Origin of the sequence: Uliginosibacterium sp. 31-12 (assembly GCF_030548425.1) — a bacterium.
Classification (GTDB): Bacteria; Pseudomonadota; Gammaproteobacteria; order Burkholderiales; family Rhodocyclaceae; genus Uliginosibacterium; species Uliginosibacterium aquaticum.
Genome location: NZ_JAUOOA010000007.1, coordinates 152,962 through 179,513, shown reverse-complemented (window position 1 = coordinate 179,513; position 26,552 = coordinate 152,962). Strand labels below are relative to the sequence as shown.

General features: G+C 62.8%; 25 protein-coding genes. 10 read left to right on the top strand and 15 right to left on the bottom strand.

What is annotated here, in order from left to right:
* Window positions 1–95: 95 nt before the first annotated feature.
* From trxA to Q3Y64_RS14360, 4 genes are all read left to right on the top strand, one after another.
* On the top strand, window positions 96–422 hold the full coding sequence (trxA, locus tag Q3Y64_RS14375; RefSeq protein ID WP_101944459.1) for a thioredoxin TrxA: 327 nt from the start codon (window positions 96–98) through the stop codon (window positions 420–422).
* A 216-nt stretch (window positions 423–638) separates the two neighbouring features.
* Window positions 639–1,895: a transcription termination factor Rho gene (gene rho / locus Q3Y64_RS14370; protein ID WP_101944458.1), complete on the top strand. Its 1,257-nt coding sequence runs from the start codon at window positions 639–641 to the stop codon at window positions 1,893–1,895.
* Window positions 1,896–1,995: 100 nt separating this feature from the next.
* A complete protein-coding gene (gene rpmE, locus Q3Y64_RS14365) occupies window positions 1,996–2,199 on the top strand; it encodes a 50S ribosomal protein L31 (RefSeq protein WP_101944457.1) in 204 nt (67 codons plus the stop codon).
* Between the two features lie 127 nt (window positions 2,200–2,326).
* Window positions 2,327–3,979, top strand: coding sequence for a glycosyltransferase family 39 protein (locus tag Q3Y64_RS14360; protein ID WP_303562851.1), 1,653 nt, complete (start codon window positions 2,327–2,329; stop codon window positions 3,977–3,979).
* On the opposite strand, the gene Q3Y64_RS14355 is transcribed toward Q3Y64_RS14360, so the two are convergent.
* The 3 genes from Q3Y64_RS14355 to Q3Y64_RS14345 all read right to left on the bottom strand — a co-directional run bounded on the left by Q3Y64_RS14355 (window position 3,961) and on the right by Q3Y64_RS14345 (window position 6,006).
* Window positions 3,961–4,677: a hypothetical protein gene (locus Q3Y64_RS14355; protein ID WP_303562849.1), complete on the bottom strand. Its 717-nt coding sequence runs from the start codon at window positions 4,675–4,677 to the stop codon at window positions 3,961–3,963. The two genes, Q3Y64_RS14360 and Q3Y64_RS14355, sit on opposite strands and share 19 nt — an antisense overlap.
* A gap of 14 nt (window positions 4,678–4,691) precedes the next feature.
* The gene (gene cysM / locus Q3Y64_RS14350; protein WP_303562847.1) at window positions 4,692–5,594 is read right to left on the bottom strand and encodes a cysteine synthase CysM; all 903 of its coding nucleotides are present in this window, start codon (window positions 5,592–5,594) and stop codon (window positions 4,692–4,694) included.
* A 73-nt stretch (window positions 5,595–5,667) separates the two neighbouring features.
* Complete coding sequence (locus tag Q3Y64_RS14345) at window positions 5,668–6,006, bottom strand: DUF3135 domain-containing protein (protein WP_303562845.1); 339 nt, start codon at window positions 6,004–6,006, stop codon at window positions 5,668–5,670.
* Between the two features lie 230 nt (window positions 6,007–6,236).
* Between Q3Y64_RS14345 and Q3Y64_RS14340 the strand changes: the two genes are divergently transcribed.
* Window positions 6,237–6,923 carry a Bax inhibitor-1/YccA family protein gene (locus Q3Y64_RS14340; RefSeq protein ID WP_303562843.1) on the top strand — a complete coding sequence of 229 codons (687 nt, stop codon included), beginning with the start codon at window positions 6,237–6,239 and terminating at the stop codon, window positions 6,921–6,923.
* Between the two features lie 65 nt (window positions 6,924–6,988).
* On the opposite strand, the gene rlmD is transcribed toward Q3Y64_RS14340, so the two are convergent.
* Entirely contained in the window at window positions 6,989–8,287 is a 1,299-nt protein-coding gene (gene rlmD / locus Q3Y64_RS14335; protein ID WP_101944451.1) for a 23S rRNA (uracil(1939)-C(5))-methyltransferase RlmD, read from the bottom strand.
* Window positions 8,288–8,576: 289 nt separating this feature from the next.
* Between rlmD and Q3Y64_RS14330 the strand changes: the two genes are divergently transcribed.
* Window positions 8,577–8,786, top strand: coding sequence for a hypothetical protein (locus tag Q3Y64_RS14330; RefSeq protein ID WP_101944450.1), 210 nt, complete (start codon window positions 8,577–8,579; stop codon window positions 8,784–8,786).
* Between the two features lie 83 nt (window positions 8,787–8,869).
* On the opposite strand, the gene Q3Y64_RS14325 is transcribed toward Q3Y64_RS14330, so the two are convergent.
* Together Q3Y64_RS14325 and Q3Y64_RS14320 are read right to left on the bottom strand one after the other, a co-directional pair.
* A complete protein-coding gene (locus tag Q3Y64_RS14325) occupies window positions 8,870–10,048 on the bottom strand; it encodes a HAMP domain-containing sensor histidine kinase (RefSeq protein ID WP_303562839.1) in 1,179 nt (392 codons plus the stop codon).
* Window positions 10,049–10,097: 49 nt separating this feature from the next.
* Complete coding sequence (locus Q3Y64_RS14320; protein ID WP_158239293.1) at window positions 10,098–11,243, bottom strand: FIST signal transduction protein; 1,146 nt, start codon at window positions 11,241–11,243, stop codon at window positions 10,098–10,100.
* A 293-nt stretch (window positions 11,244–11,536) separates the two neighbouring features.
* Here Q3Y64_RS14320 and trmA point away from each other — a divergent pair, with 293 nt between their 5' ends.
* The gene (gene trmA, locus Q3Y64_RS14315) at window positions 11,537–12,625 is read left to right on the top strand and encodes a tRNA (uridine(54)-C5)-methyltransferase TrmA (RefSeq protein WP_303562836.1); all 1,089 of its coding nucleotides are present in this window, start codon (window positions 11,537–11,539) and stop codon (window positions 12,623–12,625) included.
* Between the two features lie 36 nt (window positions 12,626–12,661).
* Here trmA and Q3Y64_RS14310 read toward each other — a convergent pair whose 3' ends face one another.
* Window positions 12,662–13,132 (bottom strand): DUF2846 domain-containing protein, encoded by a 471-nt coding sequence (locus Q3Y64_RS14310; protein ID WP_303562834.1) that lies wholly within the window; start codon window positions 13,130–13,132, stop codon window positions 12,662–12,664.
* A gap of 145 nt (window positions 13,133–13,277) precedes the next feature.
* Entirely contained in the window at window positions 13,278–15,101 is a 1,824-nt protein-coding gene (locus Q3Y64_RS14305; protein WP_303562832.1) for a choice-of-anchor I family protein, read from the bottom strand.
* Window positions 15,102–15,360: 259 nt separating this feature from the next.
* Here Q3Y64_RS14305 and Q3Y64_RS14300 point away from each other — a divergent pair, with 259 nt between their 5' ends.
* On the top strand, window positions 15,361–17,379 hold the full coding sequence (locus Q3Y64_RS14300) for a phosphatase PAP2 family protein (protein ID WP_303562830.1): 2,019 nt from the start codon (window positions 15,361–15,363) through the stop codon (window positions 17,377–17,379).
* Window positions 17,380–17,460: 81 nt separating this feature from the next.
* On the opposite strand, the gene Q3Y64_RS14295 is transcribed toward Q3Y64_RS14300, so the two are convergent.
* From Q3Y64_RS14295 to Q3Y64_RS14275, 5 genes are all read right to left on the bottom strand, one after another.
* Window positions 17,461–17,838: a translation initiation factor Sui1 gene (locus tag Q3Y64_RS14295; protein ID WP_368506658.1), complete on the bottom strand. Its 378-nt coding sequence runs from the start codon at window positions 17,836–17,838 to the stop codon at window positions 17,461–17,463.
* The gene (locus Q3Y64_RS14290; RefSeq protein ID WP_303562825.1) at window positions 17,817–18,320 is read right to left on the bottom strand and encodes a YkgJ family cysteine cluster protein; all 504 of its coding nucleotides are present in this window, start codon (window positions 18,318–18,320) and stop codon (window positions 17,817–17,819) included. Before Q3Y64_RS14290 ends, Q3Y64_RS14295 begins: the two co-directional genes overlap by 22 nt.
* A 281-nt stretch (window positions 18,321–18,601) precedes the next feature.
* The gene (locus Q3Y64_RS14285; RefSeq protein ID WP_303562823.1) at window positions 18,602–19,015 is read right to left on the bottom strand and encodes a hypothetical protein; all 414 of its coding nucleotides are present in this window, start codon (window positions 19,013–19,015) and stop codon (window positions 18,602–18,604) included.
* Window positions 19,016–19,139: 124 nt separating this feature from the next.
* Complete coding sequence (locus tag Q3Y64_RS14280) at window positions 19,140–19,427, bottom strand: hypothetical protein (protein WP_303562821.1); 288 nt, start codon at window positions 19,425–19,427, stop codon at window positions 19,140–19,142.
* 143 nt (window positions 19,428–19,570) lie between these two features.
* On the bottom strand, window positions 19,571–22,120 hold the full coding sequence (locus tag Q3Y64_RS14275) for a carbohydrate binding domain-containing protein (RefSeq protein WP_303562819.1): 2,550 nt from the start codon (window positions 22,118–22,120) through the stop codon (window positions 19,571–19,573).
* A gap of 142 nt (window positions 22,121–22,262) precedes the next feature.
* Between Q3Y64_RS14275 and Q3Y64_RS14270 the strand changes: the two genes are divergently transcribed.
* Both Q3Y64_RS14270 and Q3Y64_RS14265 read left to right on the top strand, forming a co-directional pair.
* Window positions 22,263–22,571: a hypothetical protein gene (locus tag Q3Y64_RS14270; protein WP_101944440.1), complete on the top strand. Its 309-nt coding sequence runs from the start codon at window positions 22,263–22,265 to the stop codon at window positions 22,569–22,571.
* Between the two features lie 15 nt (window positions 22,572–22,586).
* Window positions 22,587–23,240: a YXWGXW repeat-containing protein gene (locus Q3Y64_RS14265; RefSeq protein ID WP_101944439.1), complete on the top strand. Its 654-nt coding sequence runs from the start codon at window positions 22,587–22,589 to the stop codon at window positions 23,238–23,240.
* 3 nt (window positions 23,241–23,243) lie between these two features.
* Here Q3Y64_RS14265 and Q3Y64_RS14260 read toward each other — a convergent pair whose 3' ends face one another.
* Both Q3Y64_RS14260 and Q3Y64_RS14255 read right to left on the bottom strand, forming a co-directional pair.
* Window positions 23,244–24,506 (bottom strand): Hsp70 family protein, encoded by a 1,263-nt coding sequence (locus Q3Y64_RS14260; protein WP_303562814.1) that lies wholly within the window; start codon window positions 24,504–24,506, stop codon window positions 23,244–23,246.
* Between the two features lie 122 nt (window positions 24,507–24,628).
* Window positions 24,629–26,521, bottom strand: coding sequence for an ABC transporter substrate-binding protein (locus tag Q3Y64_RS14255; protein WP_303562812.1), 1,893 nt, complete (start codon window positions 26,519–26,521; stop codon window positions 24,629–24,631).
* Between the last annotated feature and the right edge of the window lie 31 nt (window positions 26,522–26,552).

Below are 26,552 nucleotides of genomic sequence, written 5' to 3'. Positions count from 1 at the left end.
GGGCTGTCAATCTTCCCAGCCCAGGGCAATCTGGATAAGATTCAGTACTTGTAAGGCCGACAGAGAACTGCGGCCGTTTTTCTTTGCGAGGAATCATGAGCGACCAAATCGTCTACATCTCCGACAGCAGCTTCGAGAAGGATGTGCTGCAATCCCAACTGCCCGTGCTGGTCGACTACTGGGCCGAATGGTGCGGCCCCTGCAAGATGATCGCCCCGATCCTCGAAGAAGTGGCCAAGGACTACGCCGGCAAGATCGTGGTCGCCAAGATGAACGTGGATGAAAACTCCGCCGTGCCGGCCCAGTTCGGCATCCGTGGCATCCCGACCCTGATGCTGTTCAAGGGCGGTAATGTGGAAGCCACCAAGGTGGGCGCCCTGTCCAAATCGCAACTGACCGCCTTCCTCGACGCCAATCTCTGAGCGTTCGTGTTTGACAGGCCGGAACCTAGCGTCTAAAGTTCCGGCCAGTTACAGCCGCCGTGCGCTGTTCATTCCGGGTTACCGCCCGCAGCGCGCCGTAAAGCGGCCAGCCACCCCGACCGGGGCTGGCAAGATAAAACTCCCCTTCTTTGCTGTTCCAGCCGGGTTGCCACAAGGCCCCAATCCATCTCTGCATCTATCGTTCAGGGTCAGTCCATGCATCTGTCCGAGCTCAAGGCTCTTCACGTCAGCCAGCTCCTCGAAATGGCACACGCCAACAACATCGAGGCTGCCAACCGTCTGCGCAAGCAGGAACTCGTCTTTGCCCTGCTGAAGAACCACGCCAAGAAGGGCGAAACCATCTTCGGTGATGGTGCTCTGGAAATCCTGCCCGACGGCTTCGGCTTCCTGCGCTCGCCGGACATCTCCTATCTCGCCGGCACCGACGACATCTACGTTTCGCCCTCGCAGATCCGCCGCTTCAACCTGCATACGGGCGACACCATCGAAGGCGAGATCCGTACCCCCAAGGATGGCGAACGCTACTTCGCGCTGGTGAAGCTCGACAAGATCAACGGCGAGCCGCCTGAAAACGCCAAGCACAAGATCCTGTTCGAAAACCTCACGCCGCTGCACCCGAACAAGGTGTTCAAGCTCGAGCGCGAGATGCGTGGCGAAGAAAACATCACTTCACGCGTGATCGACATGGTTGCCCCGATCGGGCGTGGCCAGCGCGGCCTGCTGGTGGCCCCGCCTAAGTCCGGCAAGACCGTGATGCTGCAAAACATCGCTCACGCAATCACTGCCAACCATCCGGAAGCCACGCTGATCGTGCTGCTGATCGATGAGCGTCCGGAAGAAGTGACCGAAATGCAGCGTTCGGTGAAGGGCGAAGTCATCGCCTCCACCTTCGACGAGCCGGCCACGCGCCACGTGCAGGTCGCCGAAATGGTGATCGAGAAGGCCAAGCGCCTGGTCGAACACAAGCGCGACGTGATCATCCTGCTGGATTCTCTGACCCGCCTCGCTCGCGCCTACAACACCGTGGTGCCAGCCTCCGGCAAGGTGCTGACCGGCGGTGTGGACGCCAACGCCCTGCAAAAGCCCAAGCGCTTCTTTGGCGCCGCACGTAACGTCGAAGAAGGTGGCTCGCTGACCATCATTGCGACGGCACTGATCGACACCGGCAGCCGCATGGACGAAGTGATCTACGAAGAATTCAAGGGCACCGGCAACATGGAAGTGCACCTTGACCGCCGCATGGCAGAGAAGCGCATCTACCCGGCGATCAACGTCAATCGCTCCGGCACCCGCCGCGAAGAGCTGCTCATCGAGCCGGCCCAGCTGCAAAAAATCTGGGTCCTGCGCAAGCTGCTCTACGGCATGGACGATCTGGACGCGATGGACTTCCTGCTGGACAAGATCCGCCAAACCAAGGGCAATTCGGAGTTTTTCGACGCAATGCGGCGCTGAGGAAAGCGCTTCGCTTGCAGCGAAGCGAGTCTCCTGCCATAATCCCGAGTCTTATTTTCTGGGTGGTCACATCCGCCATCCGCGCAACAAGGAACCCGATATGAAGACCGAAGGCCATCCGAATTACGCCGACGTGCAGGTTACCTGCTCCTGCGGCAGCAAGTTCACCACCCGTTCCACCATGGGCAAGCCGACCTACCACGTTGAAGTGTGTGCTGAGTGCCACCCGTTCTGGACCGGCAAGCAGAAGATCATCGACACCGCAGGTCGTGTCGAGCGCTTCAAGCAAAAGTACAAGCGCTGATCCTGCGGGATCCAGCAAGGAAAGGCAGCCCACGGGCTGCCTTTTGTTTTTCCTGTCCTTACGCTGACAGGGCAGGATTTGAAGAGTGGACGTCTTACAATCCTGTGCTATTTCCCCGCATTAACTCATGGCGCACATGCAGAACTCCTCGTTCACCGAGTTTCCGAGCCGCAAACCTGCGATCCACGTGCCCAACTGGGCCCTGATCCTGGTCTTCATCGCCTACGCCCTGCCCGGCAACATTGGTCACGTTCCCTGGCGCGGCGACGACGCCCTGCACATCGGGGTGGTGTTCAGCATGCTCAGCGAAGGCCACTGGCTCACTCCGCAGATCGCCGGCCACCCTTTTTACGATTGGCCGCCGCTCACTTACTGGCTTGGCGCCTTGACCGGCAAGCTGCTCGGCTGGCTACTGCCACTGCATGACGCCATCCGACTGGGCAATGTCGCCGCCCTGACCCTGCTGATTTACTGCCTGCGCTACGCCGCCCGCGAACTCTACGGACGGGAGGCTGCCTCGGCTGCCGCCATGCTGATGCTGGGCTCTCTGGGGCTGCTGATCCACGCTCATGAAATGCAGCCACAGATCGTTCTCACCGCCACTCTGGCGGCCTGCCTGCAAGGCCTGACGCTGATGCGCAGCGCTCCCACACGGGGCGCCCTGCTCACAGGCACGGCAAGCGGCGCGGCCTTCCTTGCCGGTGGCCTGCCGGGGCTTTTCCTGTGCCTGCCCTTGTGGCTGCTGAACCCGGTCTGTTCGAGCGAGTACCGCACCCGCAGCTTCCTGCTGGCCTACCGCCATGCGCTGTGGCCACTGGTTCTCTTGGTCTCGCTGTGGCCACTGGCCCTGGCCGTCTGGCAACCCGACTTCCTGCACGCCTGGTGGGCGCATGAGCTGGCGGCGATCCTGCCGCACGCGGGACATCTGCAGCGCGGCAAGGATTTCGCCAATCTGATCGGCTGGTTCACCTGGCCGTTGTGGCCGGTGGTGATCTGGTCACTCTGGCATCGGCGCGGCAAGCTGCGCGACTTCGGCCACTCCCTGCCGCTGGCATCCGCCCTGCTGGCCCTTGCGCTGGTTGCCAGCACCGGTGGCATGCGCCCAGCCAACCTGTTGCCCTTGATGCCCGCCCTGATTCTGATGGCGTCGGGCGAGCTGTGCCGCCTGCGGCGCGGAGCGGCAAACGCCTTTGACTGGTTTGGTGTAATGACTTTCACCCTGCTCGGTCTGAGCCTGTGGCTGGCCTGGTCGGCCATGAACTTTGGTTGGCCAGCACCGCTCGCCCGCAACCTCCTGCGTCTGGTACCCGGCTTCGAGCCGCAATGGAACGCCCTGCAGCTCTTGGTGGCGATCACACTATCGGTCGCCTGGGTGATTGCAAACCTGCGCCTGCCCTTCTTCCAGTTGCGCGGCGCGGTGCACTGGGCTCTCGGGGTCACCCTCGCCTGGGGGCTTGCCGCCACCCTGCTGATGTCCTGGATTGATCACGACAAGAGCTATCGCAGCACTGCGGCCGAGATTGCCGCCGTGATTGCCAGCCAGCCCGAAGCAGCTTGTGTGGCGGGCATCGACCTTGGCGACTCACAACGGGCAGCCCTGCATTATTTTGCCCACATCAAGATCGCCGCTCGCGGCGCCAACTGCCCGCTACGCCTCGCTTACGCCACGGGGCGAAACGCCCTGCCGGAACCCGGCAAGGGCTGGGAATCAGCATGGGATCTGCGCCGCGGGCGCGGCCGCCTGGCCGAGCAGTTCGCGCTTTACCGGCGAGTGGACTGACCCCAGGTCATCGCAAAGCTTTGCAGGTGTAGCGCAGGCTGCACCTGCAGCCACTCGCGCAGCCTGGCCTCATCAGCCTCGCGGTCAGCCTGGCCGATCAGGCCGCTCAGGCTCTGCTGACGACGCTGCAGCAGCCAGGCCACCAGCGCACGCAATTCAATCTGTCCCTGCAGTGCCAGCCAGTCGCCCGCCAGCACACGCTGCCACTGCCACTCCTCATCTGCCGCACGCATCAGCGGCAAGCCTGCCAGACGGGCCACTTCAGCCAGAGGAGGCGGCGCTTCCGCACGACACAACTCGGTAGCCAATGGCACACAAGCATTCAGTCGCGGCCATGCACCATCACGCCCAACCCCAGCCTGCAGCGCGCGCAGACGTAGCGCGTCCAGCCTCGCCTCGAGTTCACTCCAGCACGCCAGAGCCGGCGCCGCCGCACAGGTATCCAGGAATGCACCAAGCAAGCCAGCCTCATCCACGGAAGCCTGAGAACACAACCGGAACTGCCCATCCTGCACGCCGAACAAGGCAAACCCGCTCAGGCGTAGCAAATGCGGCGGCAGGCTGTCGCTGCCACGGGCCGCACGGCGACGCTGGAAGGCGTACTCAGCCACTTCCACATCCGAAAGCTCGGCCGGCAGGCGATTGAGTAGACGCAGCCCGGCCACGTCCGGCAGGAAATCAAGGGCAATGGCCAACATGTCAGTCTGAGCCATCAGGCCGGGAAGACGCCGGTGGAGAGGTAGCGATCACCGCGGTCGCACACGATCGAAACGATCACTGCATTGCTGAGCTCCTGCGCCAGATTGCGCGCCACGCTCATCGCACCACCCGAGGAGATGCCTGCAAAAATACCTTCTTCGCAAGCCAGGCGGCGGGTCATGTCTTCGGCAGCGGCCTGGGCCACGTATTCGATACGATCGACACGGCTGGATTCATAGATTTTCGGCAGATAAGCCTCGGGCCATTTGCGGATTCCAGGAATCTGCGAACCTTCCTCAGGCTGGCAACCAATGATCTGAATAGCCGGGTTCTTTTCCTTCAGAAAGCGCGCCACACCCATGATGGTGCCGGTCGTGCCCATGCTACTGACGAAGTGGGTGATGCGTCCCGCTGTCTGCTCCCAGATCTCGGGGCCGGTGCCTTCATAGTGGGCAAGCGGATTGTCCGAATTGGCGAATTGGTCGAGCACCACGCCACGCCCTTCGTCGCGCATGCGATTGGCCATGTCACGCGCCAGTTCCATCCCGCCTTCGCGGGGCGTGAGCACCAGTTCGGCGCCAAAGGCCTTCATGGTCTGACGACGTTCCACGCTCTGGTTCTCGGGCATCACCAGAATCATGCGATAGCCACGCATCGCAGCCGCCATCGCCAGCGCAATGCCGGTATTGCCACTGGTAGCTTCAATCAGGGTATCGCCGGGGTGGATTTCGCCACGCATCTCGGCATGCAGGATCATCGACAGCGCAGGGCGATCCTTCACCGAACCGGCTGGGTTATTCCCCTCCAGCTTGGCCAGCACGACATTTCCGAGGCGTTCAGCCTCGGCACCGGGCAAGCGCTTGAGGCGCACCAGCGGGGTGCGTCCGACGTAATCTTCGAGACTGGGATAATTCATGGCGCGATAGGAGCAAACGGAAGCGATCAAGCCCGAATGATACCGGACTCGCGCCCGGCGCCTTGCAACAGGCCTAGTCGCGCTCGGGGATAAGGGCCGCAAGCTGGTCTGATTGATCGCGCAGTTGCCGCATATGTCCGGCCAACGCCCCTAAATGATCGCCCAGCATCCCCATCAGGCGCCCCACAGCGATATCCGGCGTACCCGCCTCGGCTCGCGACAGGTCCACCATCTCCTGCAGACTCCGCAAATCCGCATCCATACGGCTCGGCGCGGACTGGATGAAGCGCTCCAGCAAGGCCTTGCGTGCAGCAAAGAATGCAGCCGGATCCTTTTCAGCAAGCTCCCGCCAATGGTCAAAATCGAAATCAAAAACGAAACCTGCCACGTACCACCTCACTCCGGAAAACAACACCTTGTCTCCCGATGCTATGCAAGAAGCAGACCCGCCGCAAGACAGCGACACCATGCATGGCGGTATTACTTTAGGATTAGAGAACGACTCTACAAAAAGACACAAGTCATCCCATGTCCCGCCCTCTTGCTCCCACCGGGAAAGGAGGGGAACTTGCTGACTGCTTGCGCAGTCAACCTCCTGACGCCACAATCCGCGTCACCCCGACCATCCTGGAGATCGTAATAATGGATCGCACCCTCAACACCGGCTCGCTGGATCTGGCCCAAAGCCGTAACAAGGTCCTGCGCAACACCTATAACCTGCTCGCCCTGAGCATGCTGCCCACGGCAGCCGGCGCCTGGCTGGGCATGCAATTCCACTTCTCGTCCCTGTTCGCCGGCAGCCCGATCATGGGCCCATTGCTGATGCTGGGCGTGATGATCGGGCTGATGTTCGCCATCCAGCGCACACGCAACAGCAGCACTGGCGTCGGCCTGCTGCTGGCCTTCACCTTCGTGATGGGCCTGATGCTGTCCGTTACCCTCGAACGCACCCTGCGCTTCTCGAACGGCGGCACCCTGATCGCCCTCGCCGCAGGCGGCACCTCGGTGATTTTCTTCGGCATGTCGGCGCTGGCTTCTTCGATCAAACGCGATCTCTCAGGCATGGGCCAGTTCCTGTTCATTGGCACCCTGCTCCTGCTGGTAGCAGGCATCGCCAACCTGTTCTTCCAACTGCCGGCTCTGCATCTGGCACTGACGGTGATCACCTGCGGTCTGTTCTCGGCCTGGCTGCTCTTCGATCTGAACCGCATCATCCGCGGCGGCGAGACCAACTACATCAGCGCTACCTTGTCGGTGTATCTGGATCTCTACAATATTTTCGTCAGCTTGCTGCAGATTCTCGGCATCTTCGGTGGCGATCGCGACTGATCACCACCCCGAGCTAAATGAAAAAGGCCCGCGTTGCGGGCCTTTTTCATGTCTGCTTGCGACCATCAACTCCGCTCGAAAAGCGCAATCGATTCGACGTGCGAGGTCTGCGGAAACATGTTGGCCACACCCGCCGAAATGAGGCGATAGCCTTTCTCGCCCACCAACAAGGCAGCGTCGCGTGCCAGGGTTGCCGGATTGCAGGACACATAGACGATGCGACGCGGCGCCTGCTCGCCCAACGCCTGGCAGACGGCAATGGCACCTTCACGCGGTGGATCGATCAGCAACTTGTCCAGCTTACCAAGCGCCGCAATGCTCTTGGGCGTGGCCTCGAAGAGATTGGCGGCGCGAAAATCACAACGCTCTGCCAAGCCATTCAGCTCGGCATTTTCAGTCGCCCTGCGCACCATCGCTACGCTGCCTTCGACCCCGATCACAGAAGCGCCGCGCGCCGCGATCGGCAAGCTGAAGTTGCCCAGGCCACAGAACAAATCCGCGATCCGCTCGCCCGGCTGCGGATCCAGCAAAGCCATCGCCTTGCGCATCAAGATGCGGTTGATGTCCACATTCACCTGGGTAAAGTCGTTCGGCTGAAAGCGCAGGCTTACGCCGAACTCCGGCAGCGAGTAGCTCAACCAGGACTGAGCCCCCGCCTGCAACGGCCTGGCCGTATCCGGGCCGCCCGGCTGCTGCCACATGGCCACGCCATGCTGCGCTCCGAAAGCCACAATGCAGGCTTCGTCTGCAGCCGTGAACGGCAGCAGATTGCGCAGTAGCAGCACAGTCTGCTCCTCACCAACCGCGACTTCGATCTGCGGAATACGATCAGCCACCGACAAAGCACCAATCAGCTCCCGCAGCGGCATCAACAAGGCGGAGAGCGCAGGCGGCAACACCTCGCAACTGTGCATGTCGGCAATGAAGCTGCTTTTCTTCTCATGGAAGCCAACCAGCACGCGCCCATCGCTGGGGCGCTTGAAAACACTCAGGCGCGCACGATACCGGTAGCCCCAGGCCGGACCCTGAATAGCGGGCAAAAGTAAATCCGGACGAATTCGGCCCAGGTGCCAGAAAGCATTCTCAAGCACCCGCTGTTTCACTGCGACCTGGGCAGAAGCCTCCAGATGCTGCATGCTGCAACCACCGCAGGTGCCATAAAACTCGCACTTGGGTGTCACGCGCAAAGCGCTGGCCTTGTGCAAGGCGAGCATGGTGGCCTGCTCGAACTTTGGCTTGACGCGATAGCTCGAGAACTCGACGCGCTCTCCGGGCAAGGCGCCCTCAATAAAGATGGCCTTGCCGTCACAGCGCGCGATACCCCGTCCTTCGTGGTCGAGTGATTCGATGATGGCTGACGGCATGGGCGACCCCGGCTGCGGAAAAGGGGGCGATTGTACCCAGCCCGCTCCAGCTTGTGCCACAAACGCAGCGCAAAGCATTGCGGAACAAAGCCTTACGCTTCCAGGCTTAAACACCAAAGGTCTAGGGGCAAAGCCTGACTTGTGCCGGATCAAGCTGCATGGGATAAACCTGGATTGGTGTAAAGCTATTCCCCTTTTGTTCGGCCCGTTGCTATAATCCGCGCGTCGGCCGCCAGGTCGATCCTAGATTTGGCTTGTCGCCCACCTCATTTCGCAAGGGAACCGAATAATGAAACAGTCTCTCCTCGTCGCTGCTCTGCTCGCTCTGGCCCTGTCCGCCTGTGGCAAGAAGGAAGAAGCCGCTCCCGTCGTTGAAGCCTCCGCTCCGGCTGTTGAAGCTTCCGCTCCGGTTGTTGAAGCTTCCGCTCCGGCAGCTGACGCTTCCGCTCCGGCTGCTGATGCTTCCGCTCCGGCTGCTGCCGCTTCGGCCGCTCAGTAATTCCGGTGCAGGAACAAAAAAGCCGACCATATGGTCGGCTTTTTTGTTGTCTGTTTGCGGTGTGCTGCCACAGCCCCTTCTGATCACCTGGTTTCACGCATCAATCCCGGATCAACCGGCGGCAACATCAGTGTGAACACCGTCCCCACCCCAAGCGTTGAGTCCAGGCTGATAAAGCCTCCCATCTGCTCAGCCAGCTCCCGCGAGATCGCCAGACCAAGGCCGGTGCCCTCAGCATTGCGATTACCCTCGCCGCTACCGGCCTGACAGAAACGCTCGAACACCCGCTCGCGAGCTTCCGGCTGAATGCCCGGCCCGGTATCGACCACAGCAAAGGCGATCAGACCGTCGCTGGGCATCACATGCATCTCGACCTTGCCACGCTGAGTGAATTTCAGCGCATTGGCCAATAAGTTGTTGATCACCTGCCGAAGGCGCACCGGGTCCACCACGATCCGGACCGGCAGCTTCTGATCCAGAAACAAACCACTAAGCAAGCCCTTGCGCTGCGCCGCAATCGAGTGCGGCGTCCACACTTCAGCGCACAGCTGCGCCAGATCGACATCTTCAGGATGCAGCACCAACCGGCGCGCATCGAGTTTGGCCAGATCCAGCAGGTCGTTGAACATGGCATGCAGGTGACGGCCGGCGGCATGAATGCTGGCTGCGTAGTCGGCCGTTTCACCGTCACGCAGCTCAAGCTGCAGCAGTTCGGAAAAACCAAGGATGCTGTTGAGCGGAGTGCGCATTTCGTGGCTGATCGCGGCAAGGAATTCGCTCTTGCTGCGCCAGGCCGATTCGGCCCGCTCACGGGCGGCGTCGAGCTCACGGTTCTGCAAGCGAGTCAGTTCCAGCAAGGCACGGCTGCGCCGGTGGTCTATGCAGGCCTGGCAAGCCAACGCGAGGCGCGGCATCAGGGTTTCGAGCACAGCCAGGGCGGCCGGGTTGAGCTCGATCTCGCTCTGCTCCAGATACAGCGCTGCCGCGGCCCCAATCCGCAAGGCCTGGATCTGACCCGGACCGGCAGTGCCCAGCACCGCGCGATGGCGATCCACATCCCGCAGGAAGCCTTCCAGCTGCGCAGTACGTAGCGCATCCTGCGCCCACTGAACGACGCTGCAAGCCGGGTAGGCATGCTGTTCCAGCTCCCCCTGCTCCGCACGCCACCATATCTGGGCGGTACGCAATTGCAAGCGCTGGGTTGTGGCCACCAGAAAGCTGCGCAGCATCTCGCCCATGTCGAGCGAAGTTCCGATGTGCATTGACAGCTCGCCTTGCAGGGAGAGCAGCCAGACTGTCGATTGCGGCGCTTCAGGCACAGGCATCGGGGAGCAGCCCCAGAATGAAGGTCTTGTTGTGAAACTCCAGGCAACCACCGCCAGGGTTGGCGATCTCGCCGAGAGACAGCACCCCGAACACCGGAATGCCAGCACTTCCGCCCTCCTCGAGTACCTTTTCGAGCAAGCGCAGCTGCGCGGCGTGGGCATGGTCAAGATAAAGTGCGCGACTGATGCAGTCCACCAGCAACACCCCCGCCGGCGTTTTTCCCGACCGGCGCATGGCCTCACGGCAGGCCTGGCCCGAAGCCTGCACCAGTGCCTCCTCGACGCCATGCAGGATATGCAGGGTCGAGCGCTCCGGCACGTCACCGATACAGATCAGGCGCTCGCCTTCCAGACGCACCGGCTCACGAACCAGGAAGGAGCCATCCATGCGTTCGACCCCCAGCGGAAAACTGCGCGCAACAGCGGGGAAGTTGTCACGGTCGAGCTGTAGGCCACTGAGACGGGCGATCTCGTCACGATAGACATGCAGAGCGGGGCGGAAATCCAGATTCCGGATTTCATTGCCACGCACGGTAGAGACCAAAAAGGGGCCGGCGACCGACTCCCAGCCATGCTTCACGCCCACCGCAACCCGCGCATCCAGTCCGACGATCAGCGCGGCGCCCTGCAACAGGCCACGATTGGAGAACAGACAAGGCTGCGGACGCAGGCTCAGAGAGCCAGCACCACCACCGATGAAGGCCGGTCCGGCCCCCACCATGTCGTAAGCGGCCTCGATCAGCACATCGATGTGACGCGCCAGAGCATCCACCCACAGCATCACGCTACCGGCTTCGCGCAAACTTGCGCAATGCGCGTGGTAACGGGCAAAGCCCGGATGCTCGTCATTCAAGCCTTCCACGATGCACACCTCAGCCGCGCAACGCAGACCGACGATCAACACACCGCGCGCATGATCGCGCCCGCCAAACACGATGCGCGGGAAGATGCCCCCGAATACCGGCACCACCTGTCGTTGCAGCAGTTCATCCCAGGCAGCTTGCTCAAGCCCACTGGCCTCACCGGCAAGAATCAACAGCGAGCGGGCGCCAGCAGCCAGCAGATCGCTGATTTGCGCCTGTGCCAGGGCCACATCCGCGTCTCCTAGCAACCCCAGTGGTTCAACGAACATCCTGTCCAAACTCCACATTGACTCCGTTCAAGCATACACAGCCGCCTGCCGCCCGATTCCTGACGCGCCCCCAAGGGGCAGGGTTGCCCGGCCGCCCTTTGGCAGCGCAAAAATCCAGGCGACAAGGACTCCGTCCCTCCCCAACTCGCCCGCTCACGAGCAGCCCCCGCACCGGGCAAGCCCGCATTGTGGCCAGCACCTGTCGCGCCCAGGAAAACCCTGCCTACAAAATACGCACGGCCGCCGGACGCGTTATCCTTGCGCCCTTCCGTTTTACCTGCCGCACCAAAGCCATGCTCCAGCCCAGTCACGACCCTGCCTCCTACGAAGCCCAGCTTGCGCCCAAGCTCGCGCAATTCAAGGACGATTTCGCGCCTTTCGCACTCCCCGAGCCGGCCGTGTTCCGCTCCGCACCGCTGCACTACCGCCAGCGCGCCGAGTTCCGCATGTGGCATGAAGGCGAGGATCTGCACTACGCGATGTTCGACCCGGCGGCACCGAAGACTCCGGTACTAATGGAAACCTTCCCAGTCGCGGCCGAATCGATCTGCACACTGATGCCGCGCCTGAAGGCTGCCTTGCTGGCACGCCCCGAATTGCGCCGGAAAATCTTCCAGGTGAACTTCCTGGCCACGCTCTCGGGTGAAATGCTGGTCACCCTGCTCTACCACCGCGCACTGGATGCAGCCTGGGAAGAGGCCGCGCGCGCGCTGGCCAGCGAACTGGGCATTCTCGTGATCGGCCGTAGCCTCAAGCAGAAGATCGTGCTGGAGCGCGACTGGCTGCTCGAAGAGCTCCAGGTACAAGGCCGCCACCTGCGCTACCAGCAGGTCGAAGGCTCCTTCTCTCAACCGAATGCCGGTATCAACCAGCAGATGCTGGGCTGGGCCTGCGAGCAGGCCGCCACACTCGGCGGCGATCTGCTGGAGCTCTACTGTGGCAACGGTAATTTCACCGTAGCCCTGGCGCCGCACTTCGGCCGCGTGCTGGCCACAGAGATGAGCAAATCCTCGGTACGCGCCGCACACTACAACCTCGAAGCCAATGGCATCGAGACGGTGAGCATGGTGCGTATGGCCAGCGAAGAAATCAGTGACGCGCTGGCCCGGGTACGCCCCTTCACGCGCCTGAAGGACGTTGATCTGGACAGTTACTGCTTCTCGACCCTGTTCCTCGACCCGCCACGTGCCGGCCTCGACCCAGCCACGCTGGCGCTCGCCCGTGGTTTCGAGCATATCCTCTACATCAGCTGCAACCCGCAAACCCTGCTCGCCAATGTGGCCGAACTCGCCACTACGCACCGGATTGCCGCCGCTGCCGTGTTCGACCAGTTCCCCTGGACTCACCACCTGGAGTGCGGGCTGCTGCTGACCCGAAGCTAACCCTCAGCCCCGCCGCCGGGGCGGCCCGGCAGTGGCTCACGGCACGAGTGCGAACTGGCGTGGCTGAACCATGCTGCAATCATTCTCGATGGCGTATTGCGCTTCCAGGGCATGACGCTCGATCAGCTCGATCTTGCCGATTTCGAGAGTAACTGCGTTGTTTACCTGGATGAAATAGTTGCGTCCGCCCTGCAGGTTCAGCTCCAGCTTCGACACCGAGGTGCCATTCACTTCCAGCTGGTGAAAGCCCGGCGACAATTCCAGCGGCATGAAGGAGGCGCCCCCCATGGTGCCGAGGTCGACATTGTCGATGCGCAGACTCATCAGCGCGTCAGCGCCAAAACGCGTATTGCGGTAGAGATAGACCCGGGCCACCCCCGGCTTGCTCCGAAAACGCTTGGCCGCCTGGTCGGCCTCCGGCGTTGCCCGCAGCGGTGGCACTGGCGGCGGCGCCGAGGCACACCCCAACAGCATGGCCAGCAGCAGGCTGGCGATCACTCCACGCATGACGTTCTCCCTTGAATCCGTTCTATGACGGTGCGCGAGCATCTTCGGCCAAGTCGCCGGGCAGGGCAAGCTCCGCCAGTCCGCCTCACAAGAATGGAAAAGGCCTCCCGGCAAACACCGGGAGGCCTGCCTGAAGCAAACGCGATCAGTAGCTGAGATTGATCTGGTAGATGGCCGTCGTGCCACTCACTTCATTGCCCACAACCAGCAGCGGCTTGGCATTGGGCGAGTCGGATGCCTTGATGAAGGCCAAACCTTCCGGACCATTGTCCCCGCTGGTGCCACTGCGCGTATTCAGATAAGTCACGAACACCGGCGCAGTCGGGCTGCTGATGTCATACACCATCACGCCTCCGATACGCTCCAAGCCGATGAAGGCAAAGGTCTTGCTGCCGATGGCGGCCAGCACCACGCCTTCCGGTTCCGGGCCCTTGGCGGGGCTGCGCGAATCCTGGGTATTGTTGTCGTGACTGGCGTTGAAGTTGGCCTCGCTCAGGGTACTGGTCCTCTGCTCGAAGGCGTCTCCGGAATCGAAGACCCGTGTCGCATCGGTCTTCCAGATCGAGAAGGAACGGCCACCGAACGCATACAGTGCAGTACACACGCCGGTCGTGGCGTTCTTGCCGGTATCGCTGCTGCCGCCGTTGTAGTTGGCAGTAACTTTGAGACGACCGAGGTTGCTGTCCTTCACATCATTGGCGGAATCGGCCGACAGGCTGGCATCCAGCCCGCCAGTGCAATGCGCACGCACCCGCGCCTCTTCGGCAAAGCCGGTGTATTCGCGGGCGTCGCCCTCATTGGCCGTCACCAGATAAGTCGTGCCGCCCACCACATAGCTGGCGATCGCATCCGGCATGTACATGCCTTTCACCGGCACGGTGCGGATCTTGATGGCTGGCGCGCCGGAGTTGGTGTTGGTACCGCCGTCTTCATCACTGACGTCCATGCCGTAGCCGGCGATGCTGTGATCCTTCAGGCCCAGCGAGCGGATCGCGGTGATGCTTTTGCTGGCCAGATCCAGCTCGGCAATCGCGTTGTTCTCCTGCAGCGTGACCCATGCCTTGCTGCTGTCCGCCGCCACCGTGATGTACTCCGGCTCCAGATCCTGAGCCACCGTGGCGCCTGGCCCAAAGATACGCACGCCGGCAGTGCGCAGGCTGTCGACCTGGCTGTTGAAGCCCGCGAAGCCGGCACTCGTCACACTCATGCTGACACTTCTGACCGTGGGGCCCAGCGCGCCAAGCGTGATCACGCTAACAGAGCCTTCCGGATCCACCGAATCGGCCTGACCGTAGCTGTTCGGCTCACCTTCATTGGCCACCAGCAGATACTTGCCATCCGGCGAATAGGTAAGCATGTCCGGCAAGGCCCCCACCGTGGCAGTGCCGAGGGTGACGAGATCAGAGGCGCGCACCAGGGCCACGATGCCGTTACCGGTCTTGGGCGAAGCTTCGATGGCCAGGGCCACGACACCGTCGCGCACGGCCACGCTGTTGGCGCCACCGAGGCCACTGCCGAAGGTGGCTGTGCTGATCGAGCTGATCAGCACCGGGTTGGCCGGATCGGCCAGATTCAGCACATCCACCGTGCCGAGTGCGCCATTGATCACGAAGAGACGCTTGCTCGCCGGATCAAAGGCGGTGATTTCTGCCGACGACGCACCGCCACTATGGGTATAGCCACCAATCTTGACGAGACTCAGGCTGATCGGTGTGGCCTCCACGCTGCTGCTTGAGGACGACCGGCTTGAAGAGCTGGCCGCTGAACTGCTGAGGCTGGACGACGCCCCAGCACTGGCGGCAGAACTGCTGGCCAGCGAGGCAGCACTCGCGCTGACGCTTACGCTGCTGCTCGAGGCGGCACCGATGGTTGTGTCACTCCCGGAACTGCCGCCGCCGCACGCGGCCAGCAGCACAAAAACGCCCAGCAGGCCACTTGCACCCACTCCCCCCGCAAGACTTTTTTTCATTGTTATGCACTCCGTGCGTGTTCAAGACAAGCCCGCGATTGTCACAAGCAAAAATGACCTTGCCGTGACAAATGCATGACACCCCTGCGACATGTCGTACCCACCAAGCCCAAGCTCGCAGTGCCTGCCCATGAAGCCGATGGTCGTCATCTCACTGCAACATAAAACGTACGCAACCGTATTCTTCCCGTAACAAAGCATCCTGATCATTGCCGGCTTTCCTGCCCCGCCGGGCAGACAACATCAGGGAGCAACATACATGCAATCAGCATTTGAATTCCGGCGTAGTGCCGCCACCCTTGCGGTGCTCACCGCGCTGGGTCTGGTCGCCTGCGGTGGTGGCAGCAACAGCAGTGAGTCCGCTGTCGCCGCGTCGAGCAGCAGCTCCGCCACCAGCACGTCGAGCAGTGCTGCAGCGCTCGTCATCCCGGCGGAGCCGGTCGGCCTCGGTGTCGTTGAGACCGCCGACGCCCCCAGCGGCGTGCAGGCTTATATCGACACCGGCGCCAGCAACCAGCGCAACAATCCCTGCCAGGTCACGCTCGACACCAATGCCGGCGTGCGTGTGCTCAAAGGCTTCCTCGACCTGTGGACGCCCAGCAGCCTGAAAGTTGATGCCGGCGTAAGCCTCGCCGCCGCCAATGGCTGCGCGGCCGTAACCGCCTCCACCTGGAGTGGCATCCCTGGCGACTCCACCGATGGCAGCGTCGTCAATGCCGCGCTGCATGCCGCCAATATCGACTACGTGAAGACCGCCACCAAGAACCGCACAAGCGATCAGGCACTTGCCGCCTACATGGATGACCGCCGCAGCAAGGGCTTTTCCGTGTCCGATGGCATGGGCCCGCTCACCAGCCTCTGGCGCACAGGCACCGGCCAGACCAGCAGCATCGTTACCGTCGATCCGAACACCGCCGTCACCGCCGTATCCGACAGCGGGAACAACCTCGGCTCGACCACCTCGACCCTCGGCAGTGCTGTCAGCTTCATCGACAGCGGCAACATCACCGATGGCTCGGGCGAACCCGCCAAGCGTTTCTACAAATACGCCCGCCCCTGGCGCTGGAGCACGGACGTCAGCGTCGTACCGGCCCTTGAATCGGCCAAGAGCACCACGCCGACCACCGATGGCGGCTTCCCCTCGGGCCACACCGCCGAAGCCTGGCGCGATGTGCTGCCGATGGCCTACCTCTTCCCGCAGCGCTACCAGGAACTCATCACCCGCGCCATGGAAATGGGCGAGAGCCGCATCCTCGCCGGCATGCACTCGCCGCTGGACGTGATGGGCGGCCGCGTGCAGGCCACCGCCGTGGTGGCCTACGGTCTGACCAAGACCAGTATGGACAAGGCCGCCACCTACAAGCTGGTGCAGGACTACCTGATGGCCCAGACCGGCACGAGCGATTTCAACGCGCTGCTTGAAAAGGCCCGCACCCCGGTCACCACCGACAAGAGCAGCGTCAACTACGACCGTTTCTCCGACTACGCCACGAACAAGAGCCTCTTCACCCAGAAGCTCACCTATGGTCTGCCCAAGATCAGCGCCAACGATGGCAAGGCCGCCACCGTGCCGAAGGGCGCCGAGATCCTGCTCGAAACCCGTCTGCCCTACCTCAGCGCCGCACAGCGCCGCGTGGTGCTGAAGACCACCGAGATCGACTCAGGCTACCCGCTGGCCAACGATGAAGAAGGCTGGGGCCGCCTCAACCTCTTCGCCGCAGCGGATGGTTACGGCGCCTTCAACGGCGACGTGGCCGTGACGATGGATGCCAGCCTCGGCGGTTTCAATGCCAAGGACTCCTGGCGCAACAACATCGCCGGCGCCGGCAAGCTCACCAAGCTAGGCAGCGGCAGCCTGCGCCTGGCTGGCAGCAACAGCTACAGCGGCGGCACAGTGATCAGCGCCGGCACCCTGGCGGCGGATTCCGCCAGCGCCTTCGGCAAGGGCGATGTGTTCGTGAAGGGCGGCAAACTCGAATGCGCCGCCCCGGCAGCGCTCGCCATCACCGGCGCCTACACCCAGACCGCCGGCGAGCTGGCACTGGTCATGAGCGGTGCCGCCAAGGGCGTGCTGAACATCAGTGGCACCTCCACCCTGGCCGGCGGCAGCCTCGTCGTGAGCTTCTCAGGCTACACCCCGAAGGCAGGCGACACCCTCAGCGTGATCAGCGCCGGCAAGCTCGCCGGCACGTTCAGCAGCGTCACGGTGGCTGGCTTCAGCAAGATCACCACCACCTACACGGCCACCGGCGTGCAGATCCGTCTCGACGGCGTGTAATCGGCAGCCCTCAAGCCAGAAAGACAAAAGCCCGTCCGGCGCAAGCCGGGCGGGCTTTTTCCCAGGGCAAGATTTGCGACTTCAGCCGCCCGCACGTTTCACCGTAAAACCTTCGGCCTTCAGACGTGCCATCACCAGCTCGCAGTGATCGCCCTGAATCTCGATCACCCCATCCTTGGTCGTGCCACCCGTGCCGCAGGCCGCCTTCAGCTTCTTGCCCAGCGCGGCGAGTGCCGCAGCCTCCAGCAACACGCCCTTGATCACCGTCACGCACTTGCCGCCCCGGCTCTTGGTGTCGCGCGACACCCGCACGATGCCATCGCCCGCCGGCACCACCGCCTGCTTGCAGGCGCAGGCCACCACCGGCTGACGACAATCGGGACAGGTACGACCATGCTCGGTCGAATACACCAGCCCGCCGATGCCACTTTTCGATTTCATGCCTGCTCCTTCTGCCAGCGGGCAAACCATTCGGTCAGCGCGCGTACTTCGCCCAGCGCGGCCAACTCACGATCAATCACATCGTGATTGCCCCACACCACCTCCGCCAGCTTGCCTTCCGCCACCTGCGCCTCGATATCGCCGCAATACAGGCCCAGCTCACGCTGCACATAAAAGCCATAAGTGCGACACGCCACCGGGCGCTGCGCATACACCGGGCAAGCATTGCTCACCTGATCCAGCATCGGACACACCACCGGCCGCGCGGGCTGGCTCACCAAACGGGACATCGCCTCGCTTACCTGCGCCAGACGCTCCGCCGGCAAAGCGGCCAGCCCCTTCTGCAGCAAGCGCCATTCGGCAGCCGTCAGCAAAGGCACGTCCGACAGCTTGCGACAGCAGTTCGCACATCCCTTTCCGCAGAGCCAATCGGGGGTTTCAGCGCGAATAAAATCGACGCGGCGGTCGATGTCGGCATGGAGTTGGGTAAGTTGATTCATGGAGAAGTGCTCGCTGTGCACCGATGCGCCGGACAGATTCTAAGCGCCGACGGTCAAAGTACAGGTAGCCCGGATGCAGCACAGCGGAATCCGGGATTCAGCCTCACATAGAAAAACCCCGGATTCCACTCTGTTTCATCCGGGCTACTTGCTTCCGCTCGCAAGAAAACCCGCAGAAGCGGCGCGGTTTGTGGGGTGGGTTAGCCGAAGGCGTAACCCACGCGGGGGCGGTGGATCACGCCCAAACAAAAGATTGGTCAGCGCGACTGAGTCGCCTCGAGCTAAGGCAACTGGCACAGACTCTGTATGCGCTCACCCTGCTCAACAACTTTGGCGAACACGGCCAGGCACCCCTGTTCCGATGCGAACATCCACCGGGTAGTTGCCGGGTCTGCTTTTGCTTCTTTGGAAACGAAAAACCATGGGCTAGTGGCAGAGACGTCGGCGTCGGTGCACACAATGTTCATGCCAGGAGTGAAGCGCGACACATTCGCCACACCTCTACACTCCTGCCTGAGTTCTTCATGGGTACGGCCCTCTTTGGATATCTGCATATAAAAAATTGTTTTGTCACCTGATCGGACTTCCGCTGTTCTCCCTGCTTGAACATGCGCTGGAATCGTACCGCAACCTACAAGCACTAATAAGGTGATAAGAAGCATTGCACGGTTAAGCATCTTGATTCCTTTCTTCATCGCAGGATTGCATGCCTGCCGCTTACGGCTCTACGTAAAATGTGTTTCAGTTTTGTAGGGTGGGCACAACGAGATCACGCGATGAACCAATCAAACATCAACGCGTGGGTTCACCGAGCACTGGTTACCCAGATTTCCCAGCACGAGTGCTGACTATTGACCCGTGCACTAATTTCCCCCTGAACAGAAGACTGAAGGTCCAGGCGTTAACCAAGGAGCGAATCCCAATAAGATCCTCAGCAGGAAACAGTTCGGCTTTAGCAGCAAGCTCTTCAGCCTTCTTTCCAGCGATGCGGTCCCTCACAACAGCGGTTCTGCACCAGAGCAGGTATGCAGAGTACTTGTTGGCAGCTTCAATCTGTGAAAGATAGATACCGCCATCGTATTCAACGAAAAAAGTGTACGGCGCCATTTCCACCTCTCGATTTTGACTACGTTCCTGTGCGACTTGACTCGTTATCGATACGTACGCAAGTAGAGGGTGTTTGCGAAGCAACCCAGCATGAGCCGTTCGTACCGCTGTGTGGCGGGTTGTCGCTTAGCTCCGAACCCACCCTACTTTATCTCAACCTCATACCACAGCGTCCGCCAAGCCTCCCCCACCTCCAGCGTGGCACGCTCGCTGCCCGTCACCCTGATTTCCTCACGCCGATTGCCGCGCTCGTCCAGCGCCCAGGCACGCACGCGGCTCGCTGCGACAGGCAGGCGGACGCGCGCAGCGAGGCCTTCGACCACGGTGGGCGCACTGCCGAAGTTTCGGCCCACCGTCGTTTTCTTTTCGTCCAGCCAGCGCTGGCCGGTGTTTTCGACCTGGCCCAGCGCGCTGATCAGCACGCGACCGGGACTGGCGAAGTCGCGGCCTTCGATCAGGGTGGCGAGCAGCACGCCCCAGTCATTGCGCGCGCCGAGTAGCTCCAGCTCGATGCCGTTTGCATCGTACGCTTTGCCCAGGCGCGCGCCGATCAGGCCCTTGCTGCGCGGGCTATCGATCACGACGGTCTTGCCCTGTACGCCGTCCACGCCCCACAGCAGTTCGCCGGTGTCGCTCTTCACGGGTAGCGGCAGCGCCGGTCCGGCTGGCGTGGCGATACTCACTTGTCTTGCAAGGCTGGCGTTGCGCGGCGCGCCGAGGAGATCGGCAGCGGGCATTTTGTAGGTGGCGCGCAGGCTATCGATCCACACGCTTTGTGCGGGCAGCGGATCGTTTGCCGGGCGGGCTGCGGCGATATCACCGCGCCGGAACAGGGCCGCTGCGGCGATGAAGCTGGCCATCTTGACCGGGTTGGCGTGGCTGTCGAAAAAGCGGTCGATCATGCCGCTGTCCCACTTGCCATCGTGCGCGCCGTAGCTGTAGAGGAAGAGGCCGTCCCAGTCCTGCAGCGCACCGTAGGCGGCGGCCAGCGGCAGGGCTTCGCCCTGGTAGTGGCTGGGATTCGAGTGGTTGTATTCGGTGACGATGAAGGGCTTGCCGGGATAGCGGCGCAGCGCGAGATCGGCCAGGGTGCCGGCGCCGTCGAGGCCGGCCATGGGGGTGTTGGCGATCTTCCAGTTGTCGATGTCCCAGGGCTTGCCGGGGAAGTTCGGGTGCTGCCAGTAGGCGTGGCCATCGACTACGTCGAGCTGGCCTTGGATCGGCGCCGGGCTGTAGCTGACCTGGGTGCCGAGGATGAGCGGGCGAGCGCCCAGATCCGTTTTGAGAAACCGCTGAAAGCCGGTCCAGTAGGCGCTTTCGGCATCCCACAGGAACTGCACCCAGTCGCGCTGCTGCTCGCGGGTGCGGCTCATCAATTCATCGCTGCCGAGAATGGCGACCGTGCCAGCCTCCAGCAATTCGCCTGCCTGCAGGCCCAGCACGCCGCCGGGGCGCAGGCTGACGGACTGGATCTGCAGCTGGCCGGTGCCGAGCCCCAAACCGCCGAGGGTGAGGCGCGCCACCTCGTCGCCCTGCGACGGGGCGAAGCTGAATCGGTAGTCGCGCCAGCCAGTGCCAATTTCGATGCTCTGCGCCCACAGATGCTGCCAGGGTGCATGGGCCTGCATGGCTTGCAGGGCAATTTTCAGCGGTCTGTCGGCCCTGGCGCGGAAGCTCAGGGTATAGGGCTGATCTGCCTTGAAAGCGAGGCGACTCTGGTGCAACTGGGTGTGCCAGTTCTCCTTGCCAGGCGCCTGCATGGCGAGCGTGAGACTGCCATCAGCGGCCTGCGCCAACGCAGCCTGGGCGCCGCCAACGAGTTGCAGGTTCCAGCCGGCCTCGCCCCCCTTCACGTTCGCAGCGCCCGCAAGCATCTCGGCGCCCAGCGGCTCCTCGCGCAAGCCCCAGGCTGCGCGCAGGGCGGCCGAATCCTTGTATCTGGCGCGCAGCCAACGCTGCCACTGCTGCTGCAACTCGCCGCGATAGGGCTCGCTCATGTCGTTGAGCCCGCCCACACGCCACTCGCGCAAGAGGCCGTTCTCATTATTGATTTCGATGAGCGCCACCGCCGGCTCGTCGACATAACGGTTGCCGGTGTAGGGGTTGCGATGCAGCAGCAGGTCACGAGCGAACTCGCGCTGCATCTCGATCATCGGCGGGAAAAAGTTGTCGACACCCTTCCAGTATTTCGGCGTGGGCTCGCCCCAGTCCTTGAAGCCCGGATACTTGCGGCCCACGTGCAGGTTGAGGTTGCTGTAGATGCCCTCGCGCTTGAGCGCGGCGATGAAGTAGTCGAGCCGCTCGAGCATGTCGGCGTCCAGCGTACGCATGTCTTTCTGCAGGAGTCCCCGAGGCACCGGGCTGGAATCCATGTGGTGAAAACGCACGATGTTGATGCCGAAGCGGGCCATGCGCGCGGCGAGCTTGTCGGCCGTCGCGTGATCCGGCGCCACCGAGCCAAAGACGATGTTCACGCCGAGAAAACGGATACGCTCACTGCCCACGCACAGATGACTGCCGCAGCGTGTGACGAAACCGTTCTTTCCCGCCGGCTTGGCGTTCCAGGCGGCGAGGTTGGTCAGGTTGACACTGGCGTCATCCCAGGGCAGCACAAAGGGGAAAAGCTCGGCACCACGGGCCGGCGCCATGCACAGCAGCGCGCTCAGCAACAGAGCCTGCAGAAGGGTTTTCACGGGCGCACCTCCGGTGCATCGGGATGGGCAGCAGTGTACGCCGGCATCGCGCCAGGCTGACAGCTAGCTGACACCCGTCCACCCGCTTGCAGGCGGCGCGTTAATGGAAGCAGAGGCATCCGCCCCACCAAGGAGAATTTCGATGAAAACCCCGCGCCAGATCTTCCTCGCCCTGCTCGCTGCGGCCAGCCTGGCCGCCCCGGCCATCAGCCACGCCGAAACCGTGTTCGAGCGCTTCGCTCCGCCCCTGCCACCGGTCATCGTGCCGCGCATCGTGATCGGTGGCGAACCGGCTCACGGCGGCTATCATCGCCCTCCCCCGCCGCCGCCGCGTTACGAGTACCGCCCGGCCCGGGAATATCACCACCATCACTACTATCACGACGAATACCGCTACCGTGACGCACGCCGGGACTACCACGATTATCCGCGTGGCCCGCACCGGTATTAATAACAGGAACCCCCGATGAACAAGACACTTGCAGCACTGCTGCTCACCGCCGGCCTGCTTTGCCCGCTGGCCAGCCAGGCTGGCGTATCGGTGGGCATCGACATCCACCTGCCCGGCGTAAGCATCGACATCTACGGCCCGCCGCCGCCGCCGCGCCATGAAGTCTGGCCCAAGCCGCGTCACGGTCATGTATGGCGCCCCGGTTACTGGCGCTGGGATGGTCGTGCGTATGCCTGGGTTGGCGGCATCTGGCTGCGCGAACGCCCGGGTTATGTGTGGATCCCCGAGCGCTGGGACCACGACCGCGACGACTGGTATTTCCGCGCCGGGCGCTGGGAGCGCCATTCGGACTGGCGCGAGGCTCAGCGCAACGAGCATGAGCGCTGGCAGCGCTGGTATGAGGACGATCGCCGCCGCGAGGATGACTGGCGCCGCGACCATGACCGACGCGAACGCGACCGGAGCTTTCAGCGCGAGCGCGAAAAGCAGAACGAGCGCCGCGACGAGATCCGCCGCGACATGGAGCCAGTGCGCCGCGACTATGAGCGCCGCGAAGCCCCCAGGCAGGAACAGCGGCAGGACTCACGCGGCCCGGATCACAATGACCGCGGCGGTCGGCCGGACAATTCTGGCGGCAAGGGCGGCGGTCACGGCCACGGCCGCGACTAGGGCCTAGCCATACCGGCGCGCGGCCTCCACAGCGAGGCCCGCGCCGATACTGCCGAAGAGATCGCCCTCACAGGCACGCGCGCCCGGCAGCAGCTGGCTGATGGCGGCGCGCAGTTGCGGCACACCGCTGCCGCCGCCAGTGAAGAACAGGGTATCGATATCTGTGCTGCGCAGATTGGCCTGCTGCAGCAATTCCTGCACGGTCTGCGCCACCCGGCTGACCAGCTCGGCACTGGCGGCAGTGAAATCGGCGCGTGTAACCGGAGCGACAAGGCCCGGCCACAGCTCGGCCAGATCCAGCTGGCTGAGCTCCTCGGCGGAAAGATTGATCTTCACCTGCTCCACCTGCAGCGCCAGCCAGTGGCCGGCACGGCGATCAATCAGGCGCGAGAGGCGATCGAGTTTTTCACGCTCGCTGCTCATGCGGTAGAGCTGCTGGAAATCGTTCCAGGCGGTGCGCGTGTAGGCAAACGGAATGGTGTGCCAGGTGGCGAGCTGATAGAAGAGCTGCGAGGGCAGTTCGCCGCCGTTCTGGGTGCGGCTGCCCAGGCCCAGCAAGGGCATGGCGCTGGCGAGGTTGAGGGCACGGTCGAAATCGGTGCCGCCGACGTGCACGCCGCCGTTGGCAAGCAGATCCTCACGGCGCTCATCACGCTTCGCCCGCTCAGGCGAGAGGCGCACCAGGGAGAAGTCCGCCGTGCCGCCGCCGATATCGGCAATCAGCACCAGTTCTTCGCGGGCCAGCGTGCGCTCGTAATGGAAGGCCGCACCGATCGGCTCGAACTGGAAGCTCAGCTCGCGAAAACCCGCAGCCCGCGCAATCTGCGCCAGGGTGTCCTCGGCAAGCTTGTCGGCCTCGGGCTTGCCATCCACGAAGAACACCGGGCGGCCAAACACCGCACAATCGAAGGGCCGGCCGGCTGCTTCCTCGGCACGCCGCTTGAGTTCGCGGATGAAGGTGGCGAGCAGCTCACGGAAAGGCAGGGCACGCCCGGCCACTTCGGTGGTGGCATCGATCAGCTGGCTGCCGAGCAGGCTCTTGAGCGAGCGCACCAGACGGCCTTCGTAGCCGTCGAGGTATTGCGCCATTGCGTCGCGGCCGAAGTGGGTGCTGTCTTCATCGGCATTGAAGAATACGGCCGAGGGCAAGGTGAGCTTGCCGTCTTCGAGCGACAGGAGGGTTTCGGCGCCGGGCCGGATCTGGCCGACGGTGGAGTTGGAGGTGCCGAAATCAACGCCACAGGCGCGGGCGGGAGTCTGAAACATGAAGCGTGCAGGTAAGGCGTGGCGGCCGCGCATCATAACGCAGGCCCAGCCCGCCTTCGCACGAAAAAATGGCCGCCGGGCAGGCTTGCCGGGCGGCCATTCTCAGGCGAGAAACGCCTCGCTTATTTGAAGAACCACTGCTGCGGCAGTGAGCCGGCCGGGGTGGCGTAAGGCCAGGCCCAAGGCATCTTCTCGTTCACGTTTACCAGACGCTTGCTGAGCACGCCGAGCACCTTGGGCGTGGCAGTAGTGCCGATCACCTCGAACTCGTCAGCTGCGCCTTGCAGGATCTGGCGCAGGTAGCCATCGGCCTCGGCCTGGCTCTTGGCGACCTTCCACTTCTCGTCCAGCTCGATGCGCTTTTTCATCGAAACGCTCGGCTCTTCACCCTGCTTGCCCCCGCTCTGCGCCCACTTCGCCCACAGCAGGCTCTGACGGGACTCGGTGGGGCTCCAGGCGAGCACGCCGGTCTTGTCGAACTGCGGATCAAGCCCGCCGCCGACCACGAAAATGGCCATCTCGTAATCGTTGGTGTTGGAGCGGTCGTAGAACAGCGAGCGTTCCACCGGCTGGATCACCAGCTCGATCCCCACTTTCGCCCAGTGCTTGCGCACCAGATCCAGGGTATCAATACCGCCGCTGCTGGCCGCCGGCACGATGGCACCGATGGACACGCGCCCGCCCGAGGGGTACTGGCGATAGCCTTCGGCATCGCGCTTGGCGAGGCCGGCCTTGTCGAGCAACTCATTGGCCGTTTTCAGATCGGTCTTGGTGTATTGCGTCGCCAGTTGCTCGTTATAGAAGCGGTTGGACTTCTTCGGGCCGATCTGCCAAGGCAGGCTCTGGCCGAGATGGATGATCTCGTTGATCTCCTTGCGATCCATCGCCAGCGACAGGGCCACGCGGAAATCCTTGTTGCGGATCAGGCTGCGCAGCTTCTCGTTGCGGGTGCTGAAGTTCAGGAACAGGCCGGCCGAGTTGGAGCTGGCGTCTTCCATCTGCAATACCTTGTAGCCGCCCTTGGCAGCGCTCTCCGAGAGCACCGGCAGGTTGGGGGTACCGCCGATGTGACGGGACTGGAAGTCCAGCTGACCATTGATGGCCGCCAGCACGATGGTCTCCACTTCCGAAATCACCGCGAGGTTCAGCTCATCGATGTAGGGCAGTTGCTGGCCCTTGCTGTCGACCTGCCAGAAGTAGGGATTGCGCTTGAGGCGCACCTTGGCCGCACTGCCGCCGTAAGGCTCGACGATCAACCATGGATCCAGCGTGGGGCGCTCCGGGTTGGCCCAACGCGTGGGCGTTTCCTGATCGCCGCATTTCTGGCGGATCAGCATACCCCAGTCCTTGGCATTGTTTTGCTTGAGCAGCTCATCGACCTTGTTGCTGTACTTCGGATGGTACTGGCTGCAGTACTTCTTCGAGTACAGCGTGGGGTATTGCAGGGTGGGGTGCGCCAGGATCTCGATGAAGGACACGTAGGGCGCGGCGAACTTGAAACGCACCGTGAAGTCATCCACTTTCTCGGTAACCACCGGCTTGTCCTGCACCTTGAAGAAGGCCGGCGGATTGGCCACGAAGCCCTTGTTGCCGAGCAGATCGTTCATGGTGAACAGCACGTCGTCCGCCGTGAAGGGGCTGCCGTCGGACCACTTCATGCCGCGCCGCAGCTTGAAGGTGTATTCGGAGGAATCGGCATTGGTCGTCCAGCTCTCAGCCACGTTCGGCACGACCTTACTCATGTCGATGTTCCAGCGCACCAGGCCCTGGTTGCCCACGATGCGCAGGATCGCGTTGCCATCACCATTGCCGCGCAGCGCGGAGCGCAGGGTGCCGCCATATTTTCCGGCCTTCTCCAGCGGCGTGATGGCTTCAGGGTTTTCCGGCAGACGCTGCGCCACCGGCGGCAGCTTGCCTTCCTTCTCGAGTTTGTCCAGCACGGGCGCACTGGTATAAGCCTGCGCCGCCAACGGCAGGGTGAGGCTGGCCAGGACGGCCAGGCATCTGATCGACATGCTTGTCTCCTCTTATATGCAGCCGGTATCT